The sequence below is a fragment of the Nocardia abscessus NBRC 100374 genome (assembly GCF_000308455.1).
GTDB classification, from domain to species: domain Bacteria; phylum Actinomycetota; class Actinomycetes; order Mycobacteriales; family Mycobacteriaceae; genus Nocardia; species Nocardia abscessus.
The window spans coordinates 94,647-117,385 of the sequence record NZ_BAFP01000006.1; the positions used below are offsets into that span (position 1 = coordinate 94,647).

25 protein-coding genes and 1 tRNA gene are annotated in these 22,739 nt (G+C 68.3%); 11 read left to right on the plus strand and 15 right to left on the minus strand.

Annotation, left to right across the window (positions count from 1 at the left end; genetic code table 11):
- Nucleotides 1-28 precede the first annotated feature (28 nt).
- On the minus strand, nt 29-235 hold the full coding sequence (locus tag ON19_RS01960) for a hypothetical protein (RefSeq protein WP_043685596.1): 207 nt from the start codon (nt 233-235) through the stop codon (nt 29-31).
- 18 nt (nt 236-253) lie between these two features.
- Nucleotides 254-1,126, minus strand: coding sequence for an SDR family oxidoreductase (locus tag ON19_RS01965; RefSeq protein WP_051168442.1), 873 nt, complete (start codon nt 1,124-1,126; stop codon nt 254-256).
- Nucleotides 1,127-1,487: 361 nt separating this feature from the next.
- Here ON19_RS01965 and ON19_RS01970 point away from each other — a divergent pair, with 361 nt between their 5' ends.
- Nucleotides 1,488-1,820 (plus strand): histone-like nucleoid-structuring protein Lsr2, encoded by a 333-nt coding sequence (locus tag ON19_RS01970; RefSeq protein ID WP_043685599.1) that lies wholly within the window; start codon nt 1,488-1,490, stop codon nt 1,818-1,820.
- Between the two features lie 76 nt (nt 1,821-1,896).
- On the plus strand, nt 1,897-2,280 hold the full coding sequence (locus ON19_RS44940) for a YunG family protein (RefSeq protein ID WP_425297814.1): 384 nt from the start codon (nt 1,897-1,899) through the stop codon (nt 2,278-2,280).
- A gap of 247 nt (nt 2,281-2,527) precedes the next feature.
- Here ON19_RS44940 and ON19_RS01980 read toward each other — a convergent pair whose 3' ends face one another.
- The 4 genes from ON19_RS01980 to ON19_RS01995 form a co-directional block, all read right to left on the minus strand.
- The gene (locus tag ON19_RS01980) at nt 2,528-2,851 is read right to left on the minus strand and encodes a DUF4288 domain-containing protein (RefSeq protein WP_043685607.1); all 324 of its coding nucleotides are present in this window, start codon (nt 2,849-2,851) and stop codon (nt 2,528-2,530) included.
- Nucleotides 2,852-3,139: 288 nt separating this feature from the next.
- Nucleotides 3,140-3,213, minus strand: a tRNA-Pro gene (locus ON19_RS01985).
- Nucleotides 3,214-3,273: 60 nt separating this feature from the next.
- Nucleotides 3,274-4,962 carry a DUF8017 domain-containing protein gene (locus tag ON19_RS01990; RefSeq protein WP_157229568.1) on the minus strand — a complete coding sequence of 563 codons (1,689 nt, stop codon included), beginning with the start codon at nt 4,960-4,962 and terminating at the stop codon, nt 3,274-3,276.
- A 38-nt stretch (nt 4,963-5,000) separates the two neighbouring features.
- Nucleotides 5,001-5,963: a metallophosphoesterase gene (locus ON19_RS01995; protein ID WP_043685615.1), complete on the minus strand. Its 963-nt coding sequence runs from the start codon at nt 5,961-5,963 to the stop codon at nt 5,001-5,003.
- 132 nt (nt 5,964-6,095) lie between these two features.
- Between ON19_RS01995 and ON19_RS02000 the strand changes: the two genes are divergently transcribed.
- Nucleotides 6,096-6,560: a GatB/YqeY domain-containing protein gene (locus ON19_RS02000; RefSeq protein ID WP_043685618.1), complete on the plus strand. Its 465-nt coding sequence runs from the start codon at nt 6,096-6,098 to the stop codon at nt 6,558-6,560.
- A 53-nt stretch (nt 6,561-6,613) separates the two neighbouring features.
- Here ON19_RS02000 and ON19_RS02005 read toward each other — a convergent pair whose 3' ends face one another.
- Complete coding sequence (locus ON19_RS02005; RefSeq protein WP_043685622.1) at nt 6,614-8,983, minus strand: penicillin-binding protein; 2,370 nt, start codon at nt 8,981-8,983, stop codon at nt 6,614-6,616.
- A 367-nt stretch (nt 8,984-9,350) separates the two neighbouring features.
- Here ON19_RS02005 and ON19_RS02010 point away from each other — a divergent pair, with 367 nt between their 5' ends.
- A complete protein-coding gene (locus tag ON19_RS02010) occupies nt 9,351-9,674 on the plus strand; it encodes a WhiB family transcriptional regulator (RefSeq protein ID WP_014981178.1) in 324 nt (107 codons plus the stop codon).
- An 87-nt stretch (nt 9,675-9,761) separates the two neighbouring features.
- On the opposite strand, the gene bagB is transcribed toward ON19_RS02010, so the two are convergent.
- On the minus strand, nt 9,762-10,907 hold the full coding sequence (gene bagB / locus ON19_RS02015; protein WP_043685625.1) for an ATPase BagB: 1,146 nt from the start codon (nt 10,905-10,907) through the stop codon (nt 9,762-9,764).
- Nucleotides 10,904-11,923 carry an ATPase BagA gene (bagA, locus tag ON19_RS02020; protein WP_043685627.1) on the minus strand — a complete coding sequence of 340 codons (1,020 nt, stop codon included), beginning with the start codon at nt 11,921-11,923 and terminating at the stop codon, nt 10,904-10,906. The genes bagB and bagA overlap by 4 nt, the downstream gene beginning before the upstream one ends.
- A gap of 721 nt (nt 11,924-12,644) precedes the next feature.
- Between bagA and sp36 the strand changes: the two genes are divergently transcribed.
- Genes sp36 through ON19_RS02030 form a run of 3 tightly spaced genes read left to right on the plus strand, consistent with a single transcriptional unit; the run spans nt 12,645 to nt 14,110 of the window.
- Nucleotides 12,645-12,806 carry a Sp36 family protein gene (gene sp36 / locus ON19_RS41290; RefSeq protein WP_085994820.1) on the plus strand — a complete coding sequence of 54 codons (162 nt, stop codon included), beginning with the start codon at nt 12,645-12,647 and terminating at the stop codon, nt 12,804-12,806.
- Nucleotides 12,807-12,820: 14 nt separating this feature from the next.
- Nucleotides 12,821-13,279 (plus strand): RidA family protein, encoded by a 459-nt coding sequence (locus tag ON19_RS02025; protein ID WP_043685629.1) that lies wholly within the window; start codon nt 12,821-12,823, stop codon nt 13,277-13,279.
- A gap of 39 nt (nt 13,280-13,318) precedes the next feature.
- Complete coding sequence (locus ON19_RS02030) at nt 13,319-14,110, plus strand: MBL fold metallo-hydrolase (protein WP_043685632.1); 792 nt, start codon at nt 13,319-13,321, stop codon at nt 14,108-14,110.
- Between the two features lie 63 nt (nt 14,111-14,173).
- On the opposite strand, the gene ON19_RS02035 is transcribed toward ON19_RS02030, so the two are convergent.
- A complete protein-coding gene (locus ON19_RS02035; RefSeq protein WP_019044571.1) occupies nt 14,174-14,848 on the minus strand; it encodes a Crp/Fnr family transcriptional regulator in 675 nt (224 codons plus the stop codon).
- Between the two features lie 133 nt (nt 14,849-14,981).
- On the minus strand, nt 14,982-15,224 hold the full coding sequence (locus ON19_RS02040; protein WP_040686056.1) for a hypothetical protein: 243 nt from the start codon (nt 15,222-15,224) through the stop codon (nt 14,982-14,984).
- 223 nt (nt 15,225-15,447) lie between these two features.
- On the opposite strand from ON19_RS02040, the gene nth reads away from it, so the two are divergent.
- The 4 genes from nth (at nt 15,448) to ON19_RS02060 (ending at nt 18,779) form a co-directional block, all read left to right on the plus strand.
- A complete protein-coding gene (nth, locus tag ON19_RS02045; RefSeq protein WP_051168448.1) occupies nt 15,448-16,149 on the plus strand; it encodes an endonuclease III in 702 nt (233 codons plus the stop codon).
- Nucleotides 16,146-16,793, plus strand: coding sequence for a TlpA family protein disulfide reductase (locus ON19_RS02050; protein ID WP_227954563.1), 648 nt, complete (start codon nt 16,146-16,148; stop codon nt 16,791-16,793). Before nth ends, ON19_RS02050 begins: the two co-directional genes overlap by 4 nt.
- A 79-nt stretch (nt 16,794-16,872) precedes the next feature.
- Entirely contained in the window at nt 16,873-17,589 is a 717-nt protein-coding gene (locus ON19_RS02055) for an NUDIX hydrolase (protein ID WP_043685642.1), read from the plus strand.
- Nucleotides 17,586-18,779, plus strand: coding sequence for a MarP family serine protease (locus ON19_RS02060; protein WP_043685646.1), 1,194 nt, complete (start codon nt 17,586-17,588; stop codon nt 18,777-18,779). Before ON19_RS02055 ends, ON19_RS02060 begins: the two co-directional genes overlap by 4 nt.
- Before the next feature lie 19 nt (nt 18,780-18,798).
- Here the strand turns inward: ON19_RS02060 and ON19_RS02065 are convergent, their stop codons facing one another.
- The 4 genes from ON19_RS02065 to ON19_RS02080 all read right to left on the minus strand — a co-directional run.
- Complete coding sequence (locus ON19_RS02065; RefSeq protein WP_043685649.1) at nt 18,799-19,734, minus strand: alpha/beta fold hydrolase; 936 nt, start codon at nt 19,732-19,734, stop codon at nt 18,799-18,801.
- Between the two features lie 45 nt (nt 19,735-19,779).
- Entirely contained in the window at nt 19,780-20,286 is a 507-nt protein-coding gene (locus tag ON19_RS02070) for a phage holin family protein (RefSeq protein WP_043685653.1), read from the minus strand.
- Between the two features lie 33 nt (nt 20,287-20,319).
- Complete coding sequence (nhaA, locus tag ON19_RS02075) at nt 20,320-21,621, minus strand: Na+/H+ antiporter NhaA (RefSeq protein ID WP_169334151.1); 1,302 nt, start codon at nt 21,619-21,621, stop codon at nt 20,320-20,322.
- Nucleotides 21,622-21,792: 171 nt separating this feature from the next.
- Nucleotides 21,793-22,739, minus strand: a 947-nt coding sequence (locus ON19_RS02080) for an AMP-binding protein (protein ID WP_043685656.1), incomplete at its 5' end; no start/stop codon positions are given.

Sequence of the window (22,739 nt, forward strand, 5' to 3'; positions counted from 1 at the left end):
ATATTCCCGCATTCGATCCGATTACCCGTTAAAAGGGGCAAGTTACCCACGTGTCGGAACGAGCGACCGTTGTTCGCATCCGGTGTGCGGGCATCTGGTGCAAGCCCTGATCTTTGCGCACGGCCGTCTCGAACCCGTGTCCGGCCGACCAGAGTTGATCGATCGAATCGGGCGGCGCGTCCTTCGCTTCGAAACCGGCACGGGCGGCGGCGATCCGGCGCGCGATCGTCACCACGCGCAGAAGCCCGTCTTCCTACGCGTCGACGAACAGGTCGTTGGCCAGCGCGCCGTCACCCGGGACGACGCGGTATCGGTCCAGATCCGTCACACCGTTCGCGGTCAGTACATCCTCGTCCAGCAGCAGTTGGCCGGTGTAGGTCGCAGCGGGGCTGGTCACCATGAGCAAGGCGGCGTCGGCGCAGATGTGCGCGGTGCGGGAGGCCGCGACGGCATCCGCGCCGCCGAGCAGGTTTCGCACCGCCGCGGTGTCGATCTTGGTGCGCGGCCACAGCGAGTTCACGGCGATCCCGTAAGGCCGGAACTCGTGCGCCAAACCGATGGTGGCGACACTGACGCCGTATTTGGAGACGGTGTAGGCCACGCCGTTGCCCACCCACTCGGGGTTCATATTGAGCGGTGGTGAGAGCGTGACGATATGCGGGTTCCGTCCGGCTCGGGCCGAGACGCGCAGATGCGGGAGCGCCAGCTTCGACAGCAGGAACGGGGCGCGCAGGTTCACGGCTTGCATGTGGTCGTAGCGCTGCATACCGATCTGCTCGGCACCGGTCAGGTCGACCGATCCGGCGTTGTTGACCAGGATGTCGATGCCGCCGAACCGCTCCACGACCTGCGCGACCGCCCCTGCCATCGCCTTGTCGTCGCGGACATCCGCCACCAGCGGCAGTACGTCGCCGCCCGCCGCCTCGGCTCGAGCCGCAGCGGTGTGGATGGTGCCCGGCAGCTTGGGGTGCGGCTCCTGAGTACGGGCGATCATCGCGACGTTCGCGCCCTCCGCCGCGAACCTGATCGCGATCGCCAGGCCGATGCCCCGGCTGGCTCCGGTGATCACCGCGGTCTTGCCGGTGAGCAGGCCCTCGACTGCCGCGTGGGTAGTGGATCCGTGCATAGCTGCTGCTGCCCTTCGGATTCGGGTCGATCGTGCTCCGAGGCTAACCGGCGTTCGGGGCGAGCGGGAGCGGTTCGGCCGCCCCCGCCGAGTGCCACGAGTCGTCCGATTGGGCGACGAGTCGGTCCGGCGACTGCCGATCGGACAAGGAGGCAAAGCGGAAAATGGCGGCCCATGTCCCCGACAAGTGCCGTGTAATTCACGTTGTAGTTTCAAACGGCCGAGCCTGGAACAGGCCGAAAAGGCGAAATAGAGGCGTAGCATGACCGGGCGTTACCGACCCCGGTTGAACAATCACCTCGATGGTCCGGATTATGATGACGTTTCATCACCTTCTACCCCTGAACACGGAGGAAGCTCTATGGCGCGCAAGGTCACCGTCGAACTTGTCGACGACTACGACGGCAAGTCCCCGGCCGAAGAAACGGTGACGTTCGCCCTCGACGGTGCGGCCTACGAGATGGACCTGTCGGTGCTCAACGCCAGCCAGCTGCGCGGACTGTTCGAGCAGTGGACGCCGCACGCCCGTAGGGTCGGCCGCGTTCGACGGGGGAAGAGCGAGTCCCGGCCGACGAGCGACCGGGAACAGACTCAGGCAATCAGGGAGTGGGCGCGCAAGAAGGGACTGGACGTATCCAGCCGAGGGCGGATCTCCGCGGAAGTGGCTGAGGCGTACAAGAAAGCGAACGACTAGCGCATCGAGCGGCCCGGGTACTTCTTCTCGGTGAAGTAAGTACCCGGGGCGGTATGTTGGGCGCGTGGATATTGGAATGCTGGAAGCTTTGGCAAATGCGCTCCGCAAATCCTGGTCCGCAGATACCGGTAGTGCTCCCCGCTGGACGGAAGCTAACGGCGCCAAGGGGCAGTGCGCCGTCACGGCGTGTGTGGTGCACGATTACCTTGGCGGGTATATTCTAAACACGGTCGCTACCCTGCCGAATAATGAAATAGTGTCGCACTACTTCATATCGTATACGGCAACGATCGACCTGACTCGGCAGCAGTTCCCGCAGGGGACGATATTCACGAAGCCGACAGAAAAGCGGGGTCGATACTCCTCGACTCGCGAGTATCGCCTCTCGTACGAAAGCACCCGGCTGCGATACGGAAAGCTCCGCAGCCGGGTTTCTTCGTTGACGGCTGACCGCAGGTAGGTGGTCGCCGTCCGGTGGTCGCCCAGGCGCATAAAGGCCAGTCCGGTAAGGCCGCTCATCTGGGCTTCGGCTTCTCGAATCGCTGCCGAGGCCCGCAGCCCCGCCGGTGCGGCCAACGCCCATTCGTCGGCCACCGTGGCTGTGAGGACACCCGGCGTCCCCGGTGGCTCACGATGCGACGGTCATGGACTGCGCCGGAAGCGAATCCGCAGCAGCAGCCACGACCGATAGCGTGGTTGCCGATGACCTATTCGTCGAGCAGCGTCTCCATCTTCGAGTAAGCCTCGAAGTCACGGAAGTGGCGTGAATACAGGTCGCCGCCCTCGGACAGGTCGTCGGTCAGCGCTGCGGCGACGTCTATCACTGCTGTGGGTGTGATGGTGATGTTGTCGCCCGCTTCGTTCTTATAGGTCCCCTCGTCACTCCGGAAATTCGTTTCTGCGAGCTCACGCGCTTCCTCTTCGGATTCCGCGTAGATGAGGGTCACATCCTCCCGGTACAGGGGTACGTAACCCTCGGCGTCGGAGGTGAACTTGAACAGTGTGATGGCGATGTACGGGCTCTTGGCCACCCTTTATCCCTTTCCTGCTTCTCGAACCGACCGTCGTTCAGTAGCTTCCATGCCGCTTATGGGGCGCCGTTGCCGTTCTCGATATCGCCCAGGCTCGTCTGGAGGAGTTGGGAGGGGAACTACCTCGCTCGGCCACGAGAACGCCACTACGACGATGCAGTACTACGTGCGTCGGGTGGGGGATTGATGCTGCCTACCTGCCTCGGCATCACTCCGGCTGTCCCTGACAACGGAGAAGGCCCCCGACCGGATACCGGTCAGGGGCCTTCCCGTCGTCTCAACCACGAGTCGGGGTGACAGGATTTGAACCTGCGACCTCTTCGTCCCGAACGAAGCGCGCTACCAAGCTGCGCCACACCCCGTGAAGCGAACCTGGAGTAGCTTACAACAGGGTGGCGCGAGACGTTAAACCGGCAGGTCAGTCAGCCTTCGACGGGTCGGATGCTGGTGAAGATGCGCTTGGCTGTCTCGGCGTCGAGTGCGTGCGGGACGCCGGTGTCGGCGGCGATCACCATGACGAAGTTCCCGTTCTCGTTGGGGAACGCGGCGGTGTAGATGGAGTACGCCTTCGCGCACCCGGGCTTGGCGTCGGCGACGGTGCCTTTGGTCTCCACGAACATGCCGTGCTGGGAGCCGTCCAGCGAGGCCAGCGGCATGGGCAGGCCGGGTGTGCCGCCGGAGGTCGCCTTGTAGGCGAGCGTGGCGGTCTTCGTGCCGAGTTCGGTTGCCGCCTTGCCCGGGTCGGAGGTGTTCGAGCCGGTGAGGAAAGCGACGGTCCGGGTCGAGCCGGGGCAGTAGCCCTTGCCCTCGCTGGACAAGCCCTTACCCGCGACGGCGTTCGGCGGTTCGCCGAATCCGCCGATGGTGCCTTGCGGGGCGATGGTCCAGTCGGCGGGCACGTCGTAGGCGGCGCCGCTGTCGGGCGCCTTGACGACCTGGTAGCCGGGGATGAGCGGGGTCTTGTCGGCTGGCCCGCGCGCGGTCGTCGTCGGCGCGGGCTTGGTCGTCGCAGGGGCGGTCGAGTTCGCGGCGGCGGTGGTGGTGGTGAGCGCATTCACCATCGACGGCGGGGTGTCCTGCGCCGAATCCTCCGACTTCATTGTGGTCAAGGCGACTGCCCCGGCGACGAGACCGGCCACCAGCAGTGCCACGAGCCCGGCCGACAGGATCAACTTTCCGTTCGGACCGTTCTGCTGCGGTGGCGGCGCCGCGAACCCGCCCTGCGGTCCGGGCTGATACCGGCCGTCGGGCGCCGCGCCGTACTGCCCGGGTCCGCCGCCCGGTTGCCACTGCGAGATCTGCGCCGGTGGGCCGAAGCTGCCTGCGTTCGAATAGCCGAGCAGGGTGGGCGCGGAGTCGCTCGGTGCGGGACTCGGCCCCCGGCCGCCGAAGGGACCGCGCTGGTCGAGCGCGCCGAGCGGTTGTCCGAGCATGGTCGGGTCGTTGCGCCCGTGGGCGCCGGGAACCGGCTCGGCCTGCGGCGGCCACTGACCCGACGGTGGCTGCCCGAGGGACCGGGCCAGCATCGTCGGATCGTTCCGGCCGCCCTGGTCAGGTGGCGCGAAATCCGGCTGCCGGCCGCCCAGCGCCGGGCCGAGCAGGGTCGGATCGGTCAGTGCGGGCGGGTTCGCCGCCGAACCGGTGTCCGGCATCCAGGACGTGGCGGGATCGCTCTGCCCGCCCGGTTGCCATGGGAGCGTCGGCGCGGGCTCTTCGTTCGGCGGCCATTGCATGGCGGGGTCGGGCTGCCACGGATAGGGCGATGCGCCCCCGTCACCGGTGCCCGGCAACTGCGACGTCGGCGCGGGCTCGTTCGAATTCAGCGGCCGCCATCCCGAAGCGTGGCCGGAGGACTGATCTTCCGCGCCGCGCTGCCAAGGGGTGACCGCGGGGCGTCCGGCTTCGTCGACCCCGGACGGCTGCCACGGTGACGACTGTCGCGGAGTTCCCGGCCCTGCCACGGCGTTCGGCCTGCGAGCGCCGTCGGCGTCGTCACCGGACGGGGCAGAGGCGAAACGCGGTGCGCCGAAAGGCTGTTGCCGAGGAGTCGGCGGCCCGGCGGGCCGTCCCGGAGTCGTCGGGTCGTCGCGCCGGTCGTCGAATCCATTCACAGTTTTCCCCTACCTGACACATGTCTCGGCAGGGGACCTTAGCGGGCGACGGCCTCCGATGCCGACACACCATGGCCCGTGTCGGCTCCCGGCCGCTTCGGCGACGCGGGCACCAGGCTCAACAAGGTCGCCTCCGGGCGGCAGCAGAATCGGTACGGCGCCCAGGGGGAGGTGCCGATGCCCGCGGAGACGTGCAACTGGGTGTGCTCACCCCACTTCGACGCACCCTTCACCCGGGACCGGTCGATCCCGCAGTTGGTGACCAGGGCGCCGTAGCCGGGCAGGCACAACTGGCCGCCGTGGGTGTGCCCGGCCAGCACCAGGTCGTAGCCGTCCTCGGCGAAGCGGTCGAGCACCCGGGGCTCGGGCGAGTGGGTGAGGCCGATCCGCAGGTCGGCCAGCGGGTTCGGGGCGCCCGCGATGGTGTCATAGCGGTCGCGCTGCAGGTGCGGATCGTCGACGCCGGCGGTGGCGATGCGGATACCGGCCACCTCCAGGTCGCGGCGCACGTGCGTCAGGTCGAGCCAGCCGCGCTCGTTGAAGGCCGCGCGCAGGTCCTTCCACGGCAGCGGCGCGCCATAGGTGCGGCGATGGTCCTTCTTGAAGTAGTTCAGCGGGTTCTTCGCCACCGGCGCGAAATAGTCGTTGCTGCCGAAAACGAAAAGGCCCGGGCGGGAGAGCAATCCGCCGAGGGCCTGGACCACCGCGGGTACCGACTTCTGATGCGAGAGGTTGTCGCCGGTGTTGATCACCAAGTCCGGCTCCAGCCGGTCCAGCTCCCGTAGCCACTGCTGTTTGAGCTTCTGGCCGGGCATCATGTGCAGGTCACTCAGGTGCAGCACCCGCAGCGACGACGACCCCGGCGCCAGGACAGGCATGGTCGCCTCCCGCAGGACGAAGGCGTTGCGTTCGACCAGCGAGGCGTAGCCGATTCCGGCCACCGCGGCCCCGGCGGCTCCCAGCGCGGTCGTGCGTACAGCAGAGGTCGAGATCACGGGCATTTGCCCAGCATAGGTGACCTCGCTCAGGAGCGCCGAGTGTGTTTCCGCACAAGCGCCCCTTTATCGGGTGAGAAACGGGCGACGCGGCAAATGTAGTGGGACCGGCGCGCCGCAGCGGCTACCGTGATCGGCATGTCGGAACTCAAATCGCAGCTGCGGGCGGATCTGACCGCCGCGATGAAAGCCAAGGACACGCTGCGCCTTTCCACGTTGCGGATGCTGCTGTCGGCGATCCAGAACGCCGAGGTCGCCGGTTCGCAGGCCCGTGAGCTCACCGACGCCGAAGTCGTCTCCGTATTGCAGAAGGAGTCGAAGAAGCGCAACGAATCCGCCGAGGTGTACACGCAGGCCGGGCGCGGCGAGCTGGCGGCGAACGAGCATGCCGAGGCGCGCATCATCGACGAGTATCTGCCGACCCAGCTGACCGACGCCGAGGTCGCCGATCTCGCCGACACCGCCATCGCGCAGGTCGCCGAGGAGATCGGAGAGCGTCCCGGCATGCGCCAGATGGGCCAGGTCATGAAGATCGCCACCGGGCTCGCCGCGGGCAAAGCCGACGGCTCGCGCATATCGGCCGCGGTGAAGGCGCGGTTGTAGGGCAGCGACGCGAAAGGGGCCGCGAACCGTGGTTCGCGGCCCCTTTCTGCTGTTCAGCGCGGGATCGGGATCGGAATCGGGATCGGTGGCAGCCGCGGCGGTAGCGGCAGCCCCGGAATGCCCGGCGCCGGTGGGGGCGGCCCCGGCGGCGGCGCGGCCCGGACGGTGCCGTCGCTGATGTACAGCGTGATCACCGAACCGGGGATCGCCGAGCCGTTCGGCGCGGTGCCCATCACGGTGCCCTTGGGCCGATCGCCCGCCCCGGTCACCGGCGACACCTGGAAGCCGGCCGCCACCAGCTTGGCGGTCGCCTCACCCTGGGTCATGCCGACGACGTCGGGTACCTGGGCGTTGTTCGCGCCGCGCACGTACTTGTCGTCCAGCGGCGGCAGCGCGGGCGGCGGGAACAGCGGTATCACCGGTTTGATCGCGTTGAACCAGGTGCGCGCCGGTTCGTTACCGCCGAACAGGTTGCCGTCGCCACAGTTGCGCAGCGGGAACGAGCAGATCTCCCCGGGAGTGGGGCTGTCGCCGTAGACGTAGACCGCGGAGGCGAGCGAGTTGGTGAACCCGAGGAAGGCCGAGGACCGGTGGCTCTCGGTGGTACCGGTCTTGCCCGCCATCGGGAGGTTCCAGCCCACCGACTGGGCCGCGGCCGCCGCAGTACCCGCGGTGTCGTCCTTGCTCATCGCGTTGGCGAGGGTGTTCGCCAGACCGGGTTCGACGACCTGCTCGCAGGCCTGCTGGGTCAGCGGCACCTGCTTGCCCTGGCGGTCGATGACCTCCTTGATCGGGTTCGGCGGGCACCACCGGCCGCCCGAACCCAGCGTCGCGGCGACGTTGGACAGCTCCAGCGGGTTGATCGCGACGGGGCCGAGGGTGAACGAGCCGAGGTTCTGGTCCTTGATCATGTCGGCCAGGCTCTGGTTGCCGTGGCCCGAGGAGCCCGCTTCGGTGAACGAGCGCATGCCGAGCCGGACCGCCATGTCGACGGTCGGGGTGACCCCGACGGCCTGGATCAGCTTGACGAACGCGGTGTTCGGCGACGTGGCCAGCGCCTCGGTCACCGACATCGGCGACTTGTACCGGCCCGCGTTCTCGACGCAGTAGGTGGCGGGCGGGCATCCGCGCGCACCACCGTTACCCATGCCCCTTGCCTCGAACCGGCCGGGCACTTCCAGCTGGGCGTCGATGCCGAGCCCCTTCTCCATGGCCGCCGCGGTCGTGAAGACCTTGAAGATCGAACCCGCGCCGTCACCGACCATCGAGTACGGCTGCGGCTGCACCGTCTCGCTCGCGTCCCGGTTGAGGCCGTAGGTGCGACTGCTGGCCATCGCGAGTACCGGATGCGAATCCTGCCCCGGCGCGACCACGGACATGACCTCCGCGATGTTGTCCAGGTTCGGGTTCGCCGCATCGGTCACCGCGCGCTTCACCGAGTCCTGCACGGCCGGGTCGAGGGTGGTCTTGATCAGGTAGCCGCCTTTTTCGATCTGCTCGCGGCTGATGCCCGAATTGGCCAGGTACTGCAGCGCGTAGTCGCAGAAGAAGCCGCGGTCGTTGGCCGCGATGCAACCGCGCGGCAGGCCCTTGGGCTCCGGCAGCACGCCCAGCGGCTTGGTCTTGGCCTCGCGGAACTCCTCGGCGCGGCTGGGAATGTTCTGGATCATGGTGTCCAGCACCGTGTTGCGCCGGGCCAGCACGCCGTCCGGGTTGGTGTAGGGGTTCAGCTTGGACGAACTCTGCACCATGCCCGCCAGCATCGCGGCCTGCGACACGTTCAGCTCGGCCGCGTCGACGCCGAAGTAGGTCTTCGCGGCGTCCTGGATGCCGTAGGAGGAGTTTCCGAACGGGACGAGGTTGAGGTACCTGGTGAGGATCTCGTCCTTGGTCAGCTCACGGTCCAGCGTGAGCGCCATCCGGATCTCGCGGATCTTGCGGGCCGGGGTGGTCTCGATGGCGGCGCGGCGTTCGGCGTCGGTCTTGGCGACCACCAGCAGCTGGAAATTCTTCACGTACTGCTGATCCAGCGTCGACGCGCCCTGCTGCACCTCGCCGCTGGTGGTGTTGGTGAGGAATGCGCGCAGCGTGCCCTGCCAGTCGACGCCCTCGTGCTCGGCGAAGCGGCGGTCCTCGATGGACACGATCGCAAGTTTCATGTCATTGGAGATCCGGTCGCTGGGGACCTCGAATCGGCGCTGCTCGTACAGCCAGGCGATCGGATTGCCCGCCGCGTCGACCATGGTCGAGACCGCGGGCACCGTTCCCTCGACCAGCTCCGCGGAGACGTTGTCCACGGCGTCGGCGGCGCGGTTGGAGACGAACCCGAAGCCGCCGGCGAGCGGGAACAACAACCCGGCGACGAGCACGGAGGCCAGCACGCAGCTGCCGGCCAGGCGCGCGAGCGTATGTGTGATCGGCACCAATCAAGACTACGGGTTGCCATTCGGGCCTTCTTGGCGGCATTTGTCCGAAGCCCGGAACTGGTTGTTCGCGAACCGGAATGGGCGTGTCGCGCGATCGCACCCGGCGTGTCGCGCAAGGGCCCGCACGCAATCTGCCTGCCCGTCCTGTGCGCGCCCGGCTTTGCAGGGACGGACGTACCAAAAAATCTCGAGGTGGTCTTGCGCAAGCGCCATACCTTTACCTAGATTGAGAACCCAGTGTGATAGAGCTAACACTCAAAGTGGAATGTGGTGCACTTCGCAGCGGGGTTTGGGTGCTGCGCGGTGACAACGCGATTCTGGAGCGCCGTTGACCCGGTGTTCGGACTGCAAAGGGGCACACCAAATGCACATGACAACCCCCATCGCTCGATTGGACGTGGAGCAGGCCGAAGCAAGGATCGCCTGGGTAGCCCAGGCCCGATGCAAGGAAGTGGATCCCGATCAGTTGTTCGTCCGCGGCGCGGCGCAGCGCAAAGCGGCGACGATCTGCAGGCACTGCCCGGTGCTCATGCAGTGTGGTGCCGACGCCCTGGACAACCGCGTCGAGTTCGGTGTGTGGGGCGGCATGACGGAGCGGCAGCGCCGCGCCCTGTTGAAGCAGCACCCGGAAGTGACCTCGTGGGCCGATTTCTTCCAGGCCCAGCGCCAGCATCAAGTGGCGATGTAGTCCCGCTCAAACCGAAACGGAGCCCGCGCGAGCGGGCTCAGTTTCGTTTCAGGACCGATATTTTGTTCGAAGCAATAGCGGATACGCCTAAGTATCAGCGGTCGCGCGCGCCGTGCCGGTGAGCTGATCGCCGACCACGCGCAGCGCGTCGAGATCGGACACCTCGAACGGTAGCGCGGTGACCGAGACGATCGGCACGCGTGGGTGCGCGCCCGTGAAGCGGTGCAGCAGATGCTGCTCTCGCTTGTCGGTGGCGACCCGGCGGGCGTGCACTCGCAACACCGCCGCGGTGAGCGGATCGGATTCGGCCACCTGGTCGGCGGCGGTGAGCGCGTGATCGGCCGACAGCGAGCTCAGCACCGGATGCGTGCGGTTGAGCACCAGTCCCGCCAGCGGCATGCGCTCGGTGGAGAGGCGGTCGACGAAGAACGAAGCCTCCCGCAGCGCGTCCGGTTCCGGCGCCGCCACCACGAGGAAATGCGTGCCCGGCTTCGACAGCATCGCGAAGGTCCGCTCGGCCCGCTCCTGGAAGCCGCCGAACAGCGATTCCAGAGACTGCAGGAAGTTCGACGCGTCCTTGAGCATCTGCCCGCCCACGACGGTGGACACGCCACGCACGGCCAGGCTCATCGCGCCGGTCACCAACCGGGTCACGCCGCGGCCGGGAGCCATGATCACCCGGATCATCCGGCCGTTGAGGAAGTTGCCCAGCCGCTTGGGAGCGTCCAGGAAGTCGAGCGCGTTGCGCGAAGGCGGCGTGTCGACCACGATCAGGTCCCATTCGCCGCGGTGGGCCAACTGGCCCAGCTTCTCCATCGCCATGTACTCCTGTGTGCCGCCGAAGGACGAGGCGACCGTCTGATAGAAGGGATTGGCGAAGATCTGGTCGGCTTTGTCCCCGCTGGTGTGCTCGAGCACCATGTCGTCGAACGTGCGACGCATGTTGAGCATCATCGCGTACAGCTCGCCTTTGACCTCCGGACCGAGCGCCACCCGCTGCGGGTTGTTGCCGAGGTCGGCGACGCCCAGTGACTGGGCCAGCCTGCGCGCGGGGTCGATGGTGAGCACCACGACCTTGCGTCCCTCCTCGGCGGCGCGCAGCGCGATGGCGGCGGCGGTGGTGGTCTTGCCGACGCCACCGGAGCCGCAGCAGACCACCACGCGGGCGGAGGGATCGGCGATGATCCGCGAGACATCCAGCGGGGCAGCCGTGGGGTGGGTCGGCGTGCTCATCGGACTCCCTGTGCGGTGAGGTGTTCGGCTAGTTCGTACAGCCCGCCCAGATCCATCCCATCGGGCAGGGCGGGCAGGTAGAGCCGGGAGATGTCGACCTTGGCCAGTTCCTCGGCGCTGTCGTCCTGTGCTTGCAGCGTGGCGGAGTGCTCGATCGTTTCGGTGAGCAGGCCCTGGAAGTCGCTGTCGGAGAGGGTGATCCCGGCGGAGGCGAGGCCGGCGCGAACGGCGTCGGCGTCCAGATCGCCCCGGGCGGCCCGGACGCGCAGCTCGGGCGGGAGCTGGCCTTCGGTCGCGCGGTTCACGATGACGGTGCCGATGCGCAGGTCGGCGGCGGTGAGCTCGGCGACCGCGTCGGCCGTTTCCTGGACGGGCAGCGCCTCCAGCAGCGTGACCAGATGGATCAACGTCTGGTCGGAGTGCAGCAACTGCGAGACGCCCTCGGCCTGCGAGGCGATCGGCCCGCCCTTGGCCACCTCGGCCATGGCCTTGGTGACGTCGAGGAAGCCCGCGATCCGGCCGGTGGGCGGGGCGTCGACCACGATTTCGTCGTAGACCCGTTTGCAGGACTTGTCCGCGCGAACCGCGCACTCCTTGATCTTGCCGGTCAGGATGACGTCGCGCAGACCGGGCGCGATCGTGGTGACGAACTCGATGGCGCCCATCCGGCGCATCGCCCGTCCCGCGAAGCCGAGGTTGTAGAACATGTCGAGGTATTCGAGGAAAGCGTGCTCGATGTCCAGCGCCAGCGCGACGACTTCGCCGCCGCCGTCCGCGGTGGCGATCCGTGTCTCGGTCGGCGGCAGCGGCGGCAGATCGAACAGCTGCGCGATCGATTGCCTGCTCTCCACCTCGACCAACAGCACGCGCCGTCCGCCCGCGGCGAGCGCCAGCGCCAGCGCGGCGGCGACCGTCGACTTGCCCGTGCCCCCCTTACCGGAGACGTAGTGCAAGCGGGCCTGCTCAGCGCGCTTCGGCCACCCTGTGTCCAGTCCCGGCTCCGCCGAAAGCGGCACTGCTGTTGGTACTCCCACGCTCGCGAGCCTATAACTGGTCCGCCACTACGAGTCACCGGCCGTACCAGACGGGCCGATGAACGCCTGGTCACAGGCCATACCTGGGGTGCTACCCGCACCCGGCGAGTCGCCGATGCCCGTACGAAATCCGCCCTGCGCCGACCGGACCGGCCGTGATGCGGCCCAGGCCTTCGTTGCCTCCAGCGGCCCCGGCCAGACAGCCCTCGGCTTCCACGGTAGGCAAGACCGCATTGCCATTGCGGCCCTGGCCCGCGTCTTTCGTGGTGTCCGCGTCCGCAAGCGCGGACGCCGTCCCGGCCACACCAGCGATCAACCGCGAAATCCAGCTGACGCGGTGATCGCCCCAAGCCACCACACCGGCCCAACCACGGCTTCGAGCGAAGTGAGATGGCGCACTGCCCGTTCCTGACCCGCCTCGCCTCCGACCGGCCGCGCGCGCCAGCGACATCCCCCGCGGTGCGGCTGAAGAACCGAACCCCGAGTGCCGTGGCCCAGCACCTGTGCAACCACATCGGCCCAACTACCGGTTTCGAGCGAAGTGAGACCGAGCACGCGCCGTTCGCGGCCCGGCTCGCGTTTGCGTGGCCGCCGCGTCCGCGACGAAGTCGCCAGCGGCGGCCGCGCAAACGCGAGCCACCAAGGGGCCGCGAACACGCAGCGCCGAAGGCGCTGCAAATCGAACACAGCTACGCTCTCGCACATGAGTGATACGACCCTGTGGGAGTACGCGACCGTGCCGCTGCTGACGCACGCGACGAAGCAGATTCTCGACCAGTGGGGAGCCGACGGCTGGGAGCTGGTCACCGTGCTGCCCGGCCCGACCGGTGAGCAGCACGTCGCCTATCTCAAGCGGCCCAAGTAGAGGAGGGTGGGGCAGTGACCCAGTGGGAGAAGAACCTCGCCGAACTCGGCATCACCCTGCCGCCGGTCGTTGCTCCGGTCGCGGCTTACATTCCCGCGATCCGGACCGGGTCGCTCGTCTACACCTCCGGGCAGCTGCCGTTCGTGAACGGCCAGTTGTCCGCGGTCGGCAAGGTCGGCGCGGAGGTTTCGGTCGAGGCGGCCAAGGAGGCGGCCCGGCTGTGCGCGCTGAACGCGCTGGCCGCGGTGCACGACCTGGTCGGGTTGGACGCGGTGGTGCGCATTGTGAAGGTGGTCGGATTCGTCGCCTCGGCACCGGGATTCGGCGATCAGCCGGTGGTGATCAACGGTGCGTCGGAGTTCCTCGGTCAGGTCTTCGGTGACGCGGGCAGGCACGCGCGCTCAGCCGTCGGCGTCGCCGAACTCCCCCGCGACACCCCCGTCGAGGTCGAACTGATCGCCGAGGTGCGCTAGACCGGAAATACCGGCTCCGCTTCTATCCGAGGTTATGCGATGACATTGACACACCCCGCCTATGGGCAGCTCCGGCAGGTCACCGAGACGGCGGCGGTGCTACTCGCCGACAATCCGGGCCAGATGACCTTGGAGGGAACCAACACCTGGATCCTGCGCGCGCCCGGAGGCACGGACTGTGTGGTGGTGGACCCGGGGCCCAAGGACAAATCGCACTGCGCCGCGATCGCCGAAGCCACCGGCGGCCGGATCGCCCTCACTTTGGTCACCCACCGTCATCACGACCACACCGGCGGCATCGACCGCCTGGTCGAGCTGACCGGAACACCGGTGCGGGCCAAGGATTCCGCTTTCCTGCGCGGCTCGGATGTCCCGCTCGCCGACGGCGAGGTGATCGAGGCCGCGGGCCTGCGGATCACCGTGCTGGACACACCGGGCCACACCGGCGACTCGGTCAGTTTCGTCCTCGACGACGCGGTGCTGACCGGTGACACCATCCTCGGCTCGGGCACCACGGTGCTCGACTCCACCGACGGCACGCTGGCCGACTATCTGTCCTCGCTGGACCGGTTGGTCGAGGCGGGCAAGGGCAAAGCTTTGCTGCCCGCGCACGGCCCGGACCATCCGGACCTCCAGCCGGTCGCCCGCTACTACATCGCGCATCGGCACGAGCGTCTCGGTCAGGTGCGGGACGCACTGCGGACGCTCGGCCCGAATGCGGGTGCGATGGCGGTGGTGCGGAAGGTGTACTCCGACGTGGACAAGCGGTTGTGGCCGGCCGCGCGTAGTTCGGTGCAGGCGCAGCTGGAGTACCTGCGCGTGCACGGCTAGACGGAACGACACAACGCCGGGTTCAGTGGAGCGCTGAACCCGGCGTTCGCCGTATGAGGTCCGTTACCGCGCGCGGCGGGCGAGGCGCTCGGAGTCGGAGATGAGCACGCTCTTGCCCTCCAGACGCAGCCAGCCGCGATGCGCGAAGTCGGCGAGCGCCTTGTTCACGGTCTCGCGGGAGGCGCCGACCAGCTGTGCGATCTCCTCCTGGGTGAGGTCGTGGGTGACCCGCAGCGCGCCCGCCTCCTGGGTGCCGAAGCGCTGCGCGAGCTGCAGCAGCGCCTTGGCGACCCGGCCGGGGACGTCGGTGAAGATCAGATCGGCCAGGTTGTTGTTGGTCCGGCGCAGGCGGCGCGCGAGAACGCGCAGCAACTGCTCGGCGATCTCGGGTCGCTGATCGATCCAGGCCTTGAGGGCGTCGCGATCCATCGTCACCGCACGCACCTCGGTCACCGTGGTGGCGGTGGAGGTGCGCGGCCCCGGGTCGAAGATCGACAGTTCGCCGAACATGTCGGACGGGCCCATGATGGTCAGCAGGTTCTCGCGCCCGTCGGGCGAACGACGTCCGATCTTCACCTTGCCGGAGGTGATGATGTACAGCCGGTCGCCCGGCTCGCCCTCGTTGAAGATGACGTGGCCACGCGGGAAATCCACCGGTTGAAGTTGCTTGGCGAGGGCGGCCACCGCAGTGGGCTCGACGCCCTGGAAGATGCCTGCTCTGGCGAGGGCCTCGTCCACGAATGTGCTCCTTATGGGAAATGGCTCTGTACTGGACCGAAGCGACTCGGCCAACAGCGCAGTCTACGCGGCGTGCCTACAGGGTAGTGACGGACACCACGTAACGAGTGGATTGCGCGACGCTCGCGCCGCGTCAGCTCGCGCGAGCCACGTCCAGCTCCTCGCCGCGGGAGCGGCGCCTGCGCATACGGGCCACGGCGGCGGGGAGGCCGAGCTTCGTCAGCTCCTTCACCTCGGCGTTGCTTGCCTTGTCCAGGTACTGCTGAACCTCTTCGTCGGGTTCGAGAAGCTTGCGGAGCCGGTTCTCGACCCGCTCCATACCCAGTGCGAACAGCATCAACACCACTGGGAAGAGCACCACAGCGAGTCCTTGCATGACGAGCAGTAAACACCGTCGAGGTCTCAGATGGAACACGGCAACTGAACTGGAAGGGCAACGTTGTCCGCCGATTCCGTATGGTGGACGCGTGCGCGTCTCCCCCTCCACCGCCGCCGGGAACGGGCTTCCGGCCGGCTCCGAGCCCTCCGAAACGCCGCCGGCCACCGCTGCGGCTCCGAGACGGAAAACCAGGGCTCGACAGGCGGAAACCCGGCTCGGGCTGGTCCGCAGGGCACGCCGGATGAACCGCGAATTGGCGGCCGCTTTCCCCGATGCGCACTGCGAGCTCGATTTCACCACTCCGCTCGAATTGGCGGTCGCGACAATACTTTCCGCGCAGTGCACCGACGAGCGAGTGAATCTCACCACCCCCGCGCTGTTCGCCCGCTACCCGGATGCCCGCGCATATGCCGAGGCCAACCGGGCGGAGCTGGAGGAATACATCCGCCCGACCGGGTTCTTCCGGAACAAGGCCGCCTCACTGATCGGACTCGGCCAGGCACTGCTGGAGCGGTACGACGGTGAATTGCCTCACACACTGACCGAACTGGTCCAGCTGCCCGGCATCGGACGCAAGACCGCGAACGTCATCCTCGGTAACGCGTTCGGGGTGCCGGGCATCACAGTCGACACCCATTTCGGCCGCTTGGTGCGCCGCTGGGGATGGACCGACGAGGAAGATCCGGTGAAGGTCGAGCACATCGTCGGTGCGCTGATCGAGCGCAAGGACTGGACGATGCTCTCGCACCGCGTGATCTTCCACGGCCGGCGGGTCTGCCACTCCCGCAAGCCCGCCTGCGGCACGTGCGTGCTGGCCAAAGACTGCCCGTCGTTCGGGATCGGGCCGACCGATCCGGAGGCCGCGGCCAAACTGGTGAAAGGGCCGGAGCGGGAGCATCTGCTCGAGCTGGTGGGCCGGTGAGTTCGGAGCCCTCGGGCCGAAGGAGTACGGGTCATGCGTGGCGTTGGGCTCTTGCCGGGCTGATCGCGGTGCTGGCGCTGGCGGTCGCGGTGTGGCCGCGCGGCGACGACGGCGAGACGACGGGACCGCGGTCCACCTCCCTCGCCACCGGCGTTCCCGATGACCTGCGCGCGGCCGCCGGTCTGCCCGATTGCCCGAGCGCCGCCGCGACCGGGAACGGCCCGCTGGCCGGGATAACGCTCGAGTGCCTGGCGAACGGCAGGCCGGTCGACCTGGCCGCCGCGCTGGCGGGCAAGCCGGCCCTGCTGAACCTGTGGGCCTACTGGTGCGCACCGTGCGCCCAGGAGTTGCCGTATTTGCAGCAATACGCCCAACGCGCCGGAAACGCGATTACGGTGCTGACCGTGCACAGCGACCCTGATGAGGCAAAGGCCCTGTCCCGGCTGCGCGGACTGGACGTCCAGCTGCCCGGCGTGCTCGACGCCGACGCGCGGGTGCGCACGGCCGTCGGCGCCCCCGCCGTGCTGCCGATCTCGGTGCTGGTGCGGGCCGACGGCTCGGTCGCCGAGGTCGTGGTGCGCGCTTTCGAGGGGGTGGATGACATCGCGAACACGGTCGCGGGCAAGCTCGGAGTGGCCGCATGACGATGCGGATGGACAAATCAATGGTGGAGGTGTCGGTGCGGGCGGTCAGTCGGGGACGCATGCGCGGGGGAGGTGTGCGTTGACGATCGAGCTGCCGCGAGATCTTCCGGCGTGGCTGGCCCGCTCGGCGGAACCGGCCGCCGATGGTGCCGACACGTTGACCAGGGCGCGTGCGTTGCGCCGCGCCCTGACCGTGACCTCGAAACCGCGCCAAGCCGCCGTGCTCGTCTTGTTCGGCGGCTCACCGGAGGCGGACACGGACGCTCCGGGCGGACTGCCCGCCGACGCCGAAGTGCTGCTCACCCAGCGCGCGTCCACGATGCGCCAGCATCGCGGACAGGTCGCGTTCCCCGGCGGCGCGGTGGACCCGGAGGACGCCGGGCCGATCGACACCGCGCTGCGCGAGGCGTGCGAGGAGACCGGCCTGGACCGTTCGGGCGTCGAGCCGTTCGCGATGCTGCCGAAACTGTTCGTGCCGCCCTCCCGGTTCGACGTGACACCCGTCATCGCGTACTGGCGCACGCCGGGAGCGGTGCGGGTGGTGAACGAGAGTGAGACCGAACGGGTCGTGCGCGTCCCGCTGGCCCAGCTGCTCGATCCGGCGAATCGCTTCCTGGTCCGCAGCACCCTCGGCTATCAGAGCCCGGCGTTCCAGGTGGACGGAATGCTGGTCTGGGGTCTGACCGGCGGCATCCTGGCCGGGATCAGCAAGGCGTCGGGCTGGGATCGTGAGTGGGACCACGAGGACGTTCGTGACCTGGAGACCGCACTCGCCGCCGTGGGGATGACGTTATGAGCTCGTCGGCCTGGCTCGACATCGCCGTCGTGCTGCTCGCGCTGCTGGCCGCCTCCTCGGGGTGGCGGCAGGGCGCGGTGGCCTCCGCGCTGGCCTTTCTCGGCGTGGTGCTCGGCGCCGTCGCGGGCATCCTGATCGCGCCGCACATCCTGGTGCACGTCGACGAGGGCCGCACCAGAGTGCTCACCGGTGTGCTGCTGATCGTGGTGCTGGTGATCGTCGGCGAGGTCGCGGGCATGGTGCTCGGACGCGCCGCGCGCAGCGGCATGCGTCATCCGTTCACCCGCAGCGTGGACAGCGTGGTCGGCGCGGTGCTGCAGGCGGTCGCCGTGCTGGTCACCGCGTGGCTGCTGGCGCTGCCGCTGGCCACCTCGTCGCAGCCGGCCATCGCGACCGCGATCAACGGCTCGCGGGTGCTCGCCGACGTCAACGACGTCGCGCCGAATTGGTTGCGCAGGCTGCCCAACGAATTCTCCAAGCTGCTCAACACCTCCGGCTTGCCGGACGTGATCGGGCCGTTCGGGCGGGCGCCGATCGCGGCCGTCGAACCGCCTGATCCGAGTGTGCTGGCCAGCCCGGTCGCCGCGTCGCTGCAGCAGAGCGTGCTGCGCATCCGCGGGGTCGCCCCGAGTTGCCAGCGTGCGCTGGAAGGTTCCGGGTTCGTGATCGCGCCGGAGCGCGTGATGACCAACGCGCACGTCGTCGCGGGCACCACGAGCATCGATGTCGACACGGCATCCGGCTCGCTGCCCGCTTCGGTGGTGCTGTTCGACCCGTTCACCGACGTCGCGGTGCTCTCGGTGCCCGGGCTCACCGCTCCGGTCGTTCCCCAGGCGCCCGCGCCCGCCCGTTCCGGCGAGAGCGCCATCGTGCTCGGCTACCCGGGCGGTGGCCGGTACACGGCGAGCGCGGCACGGATCCGCGAGACCCTCGATCTGACCGGGCCGAACATCTACCGGGACGGAACGGTGAAGCGCGAGGTGTACACGGTGCGCGGACTCGTTCAAGCGGGCAATTCCGGTGGGCCGCTGGTGGATACGCAGGGACAGGTGCTCGGAGTCGTCTTCGGCGCCGCGGTGACCGACAACGACACCGGCTATGTCCTGACGCTCAACGAGGTCCGTTCCGAACTCGAGGCTTCGGAGCGTTCCGCAGGCCCGGTCGCCACCGGAGCATGTGTGCTCAGCTGATCTCGCCGTGCTCCTCGATTCAGGTCAGGAGCTTCGCGAGTTCTGCCGTGACCACGTCCGGGTTCTCCTGGTGCGCGAAATGGGCCGCGCCGGGGACCCGGACCAAGCGTCGTTGCGGTGACCATTCGTGCCCGCGACGGAACGTGGCGGGCAGGATGTAGGGGTCCAGGTCGCCGCGCATGGCGAGGACCGGGATGTGGACGGGGTCGCGCATGGTCGCCATGAAGCGGCGGCCGTCCGGCCGCCACTGGCTGCGGAAGGCCCAGCGCTGGTACTCCAGCGCGCAATGCGCGGCGCCGGGGATCTGGATGGCCGAGCGCATCCGCCGCGCCGTGTCCACGAATTCGGCGGAGCCGGACCAGCCCATGCTCACCCGCTGCCGCAGCAACCGTTCCACTTCGAAGCCGTCGGCGGTGGTCAGCAGACGCTCGCCGTACCGGGGCAGCTGATAGCGAAGGAAGTTCGGCAGCCAGGCCGAGCGCTGGCGGCGGTTGCGCAGTACCGAACTCTTCAGCGCCGACGGATGCGGCGAGCCGACCAGCGCGATGGAGCGAACCAGCCGCGGGTGCAGCACCGCGGTGGTCCAGCAGACCAGTCCGCCGTCGGCGTGCCCGACCAGCGTGGCCTCGGTGTAGCCGAGCGCCCGGATGAGCCCGGCGACGTCACCGGCGAGCGTCCAGCCGTCGTAACCACGCGGCGGCTTGTCGCTGTCGCCGTAACCGCGCAGGTCGACGGCCACGGTGCGATAGCCGAGTTCCGCCAGGCCGGTCAATTGGTGCCGCCACGACCACCAGAAGTCCGCGAAGCCGTGCAGCAGCACGACCAGCGGGGCATCGGACCGCTCGGGCGCCGCGTCCACGACATGGAATCGAATGCCGTTGGCGTGCACGTCCCGATGTGTCCACGGTCCGTCGTAACGGACGCTGGACGGATCCGGAAGCAAGTTCGCCGACACGGCGACCGAGCCTAGTAGCCGCCGTACCGGCTCGCGAAAGCGCGCCTAGGAAGTTTGCTTCTGCAGCGCGAGACGGTCGTCGTGCGCGGCCGCGCCCAGGCTGTGCGGCAGCACCGTGCGCGCCTGCTTGAGCGAGTCGATCGTCTTCTCCGGCGCGCGCAGTTTCTTCACCCGCCGGTATCCCAGGAACGCCAGCGCCGCGGTGGCCACGATCATCAGCAGGAAGACGATCAGGAAGGCCGCCCAGCGCGCCAGCCACACGTCGAGCAACTCGCCGAGGAAGAAGAAAAAGAAAAACGTGCTGAACAGCAGCACGGTGAGCGCGAGGATGAAGTAGACGCTGCCCTGCAGGCCCTTCTTGATCTCACCGGTGACCTCGGCCTTGGCCAGTTCGACCTCGGCGCGGACCAGGGTCGACATCTGCTCGGCGGCGTCGCGGACCAGGGTCCCGAAGCTCGCGGAGCCGAGTGGATCGGCGTCCGTGAGGGGAATGGAGGTGACCGTACGACCGCGCTCCGCGTCGTTCCCGTTACCGCCGTGGTTGAAACTCACTTGGTCGACCCTTCTCCCTGTCCCGGCACTGCTTCAACTCCCGTTCGATCGGCGGCGTTCCCGGTGCCCTCCGTGGTCACGCAGGCTACCGCCTCCGGACGGATCGCTCGCGCCGCCGTGCTGTTCACGTTGTAGCGCACGGGCGTCCCGCCGAGCCTGGTGGACACGCCCACGCCGCAACAGTAGCGCCGAACCGGCGAGCGACGCCGCCATTGATGTCACCAACACAGCGGCTTTCGCCAACTCGACGGCAGAGGCGTCCGCGACGTCGGCGAGCGCGAGTTCCGCCACCAGAAGGCTAACCGTGAAGCCGATCGCGCCGAGCACCGACAGGGCGAACATGTCCCGCCAGCCGAGTCCGCCGGGGCGCGTCGCGATGCCCAACCGGATTGCCACCCAGCTCATTCCGAAGATCCCGAGAGGCTTGCCCACCAGGAGCCCGAGAATCACCGCGAGCGCGAGCCGATCGGTGAACAACTCGCCGAAGACCGTGGGATTCAACGGCACTCCGGAGGCGAACAGGGCGAAGAGCGGGACGCACAGTCCGGCGGAGACCGGCTGGAAGAGGTGCTCGAGCCGGGCGGCGGGCGCTACACGTTCGCCGGGATCCGGGCGCACCCGCGTGAGCAGGCCGAGCGTGACACCGGCCAAGGTCGGATGGATGCCCGCCTCGTGCAGCGCGTACCAGGACACCAACGCCAGCGGGACGTAGAGCAACGGCGTGCGGATTCGCGCGTGTTGCGCCAGCGCCCACCCCGCGAAGCATCCGGCGGCGACGAGCAGCCACAGCAGCGATACCGCGGTGGTGAACAGCACGGCGATCAGGACGATCGCCATCAGGTCGTCGACTACGGCGAGGCTGAGCAGGAACACTCGCGCACCCGCTGGGATGCGCGAACCGGTCAGCGCGAGCACGGCGAGCGCGAACGCGATGTCGGTGGCGACGGGAATGGCCCAGCCGCGGTCCATGCCAGGTATGCCGAACCCGACGACCGCCGCGATCAGCGCGGGGGTCACCACACCGCCGATCGCCGCGATGACGGGCAGCGTTGCGCGTCTGCGGTCGGCCAGCTCGCCGACGACCAGTTCGCGTTTGAGTTCCAGCCCGGCGACGAAGAAGAACACCGCGAGCAGACCGTCGGCGGCCCATTCGGCCAGGGTCAGCTGCAGGTGCAACGGCGGGATCGCGACGACCGTTCGGGTCATCGACAGATAACTCGCTCCCCATGGCGAGTTCACCCACAGCAACGCGGTCGCGGCCGCGATCAGAAGCAGTGCGCCGCCGACGGTTTCCGTGCGGAGGTAGCGGGTTAGTTCCGAGCGCACTTGCGTGATCACGGGAAACCTTTCGGGCGGTGGGCAGCCGGCGCGGAGGCGGCACCCACCGGAATCGGCTCTACGGATGCGCGACCGCTCGCCGACCAGACTTCCCGGCACACCGTACGCAATCTTAACGGGTGCGGCCGGTGACGGATCCCGCCACCGGCCGCGCTCGGTGTCTGGCGGTCAGTCCTTGCCCGCTCGGATCGCCTCGAAGACGCTCGGGTCCACCAGGGTGGAGGTGTCGCCGAGTTCGCGTCCTTCGGCGACGTCGCGCAGGAGGCGGCGCATGATTTTGCCGCTGCGGGTTTTGGGGAGTTCGGGGACGATGTGGATTTCTCGGGGTCGGGCGATGGGGCTGATTTCGCGGGCGACTTCGGTTTTGAGGTCGTCGATCAGTGTGGTTCCGGTGTTGTGGGCTTGGGCGGTGAGGATGACGAAGGCGACGATGCCTTGGCCGGTGGTGGGGTCGGTGGCGCCGACGACGGCGGCTTCGGCGACGGTGTGGTGGCCGACGAGGGCGGATTCGACTTCGGCGGTGGAGATTCGGTGGCCGGAGACGTTCATGACGTCGTCGACGCGGCCGAGGACCCACAGGTCGCCGTCGGTGTCGAGTTTGGCGCCGTCGCCTGCGAAGTACCAGCCTTGTTCGGCGAAACGTTCCCAGTAGGTCTCCTGGAACCGCTGCGGGTCGCCCCAGATGCCGCGCAGCATGGACGGCCACGGCTGGTCGAGCACCAGCAATCCCGTGCTGTCGGAGCCGAGTTCGCCGCCGTCCTCGTCCACCACTCGCGCCGAGATGCCCGGCAGGGGGGTCATGGCTGCGCCGGGTTTGGCGGCGGTGACGCCGGGTAGCGGGGAGATCATGATGGCGCCGGTCTCGGTCTGCCACCAGGTGTCCACGATGGGCGTGCGATTGCCGCCGATGACCTCGCGGTACCAGCGCCAGGCTTCGGGGTTGATGGGCTCGCCCACCGAACCGAGCAGCCGTAGCGACGACAGATCATGGGCATCCGGGATGTGCCTGCCCCATTTCATGAACGTGCGCACCAGGGTGGGCGCCGTGTAATAGATGGTGACGCCGTACTTTTCGATGATCTCGAAATGCCGATGCTCGTCGGGTGAATTCGGGG

Bases quoted from the DNA above. Each gene is read 5' to 3' on its own strand.
- ON19_RS01965 (WP_051168442.1), bottom strand. From the start codon at position 1,126: ATGCACGGATCCACTACCCACGCGGCAGTCGAGGGCCTGCTCACCGGC.
- ON19_RS02060 (WP_043685646.1), top strand. From the start codon at position 17,586: ATGAGCTCGTCGGCCTGGCTCGACATCGCCGTCGTGCTGCTCGCGCTG.
- ON19_RS02000 (WP_043685618.1), top strand. From the start codon at position 6,096: ATGTCGGAACTCAAATCGCAGCTGCGGGCGGATCTGACCGCCGCGATG.
- ON19_RS01970 (WP_043685599.1), top strand. From the start codon at position 1,488: ATGGCGCGCAAGGTCACCGTCGAACTTGTCGACGACTACGACGGCAAG.
- ON19_RS02040 (WP_040686056.1), bottom strand. From the start codon at position 15,224: ATGCAAGGACTCGCTGTGGTGCTCTTCCCAGTGGTGTTGATGCTGTTC.
- bagB (WP_043685625.1), bottom strand. From the start codon at position 10,907: ATGAGCACGCCGACCCACCCCACGGCTGCCCCGCTGGATGTCTCGCGG.
- ON19_RS01995 (WP_043685615.1), bottom strand. From the start codon at position 5,963: ATGCCCGTGATCTCGACCTCTGCTGTACGCACGACCGCGCTGGGAGCC.
- ON19_RS02010 (WP_014981178.1), top strand. From the start codon at position 9,351: ATGCACATGACAACCCCCATCGCTCGATTGGACGTGGAGCAGGCCGAA.
- sp36 (WP_085994820.1), top strand. From the start codon at position 12,645: ATGAGTGATACGACCCTGTGGGAGTACGCGACCGTGCCGCTGCTGACG.
- ON19_RS02030 (WP_043685632.1), top strand. From the start codon at position 13,319: ATGACATTGACACACCCCGCCTATGGGCAGCTCCGGCAGGTCACCGAG.
- ON19_RS44940 (WP_425297814.1), top strand. From the start codon at position 1,897: ATGCTGGAAGCTTTGGCAAATGCGCTCCGCAAATCCTGGTCCGCAGAT.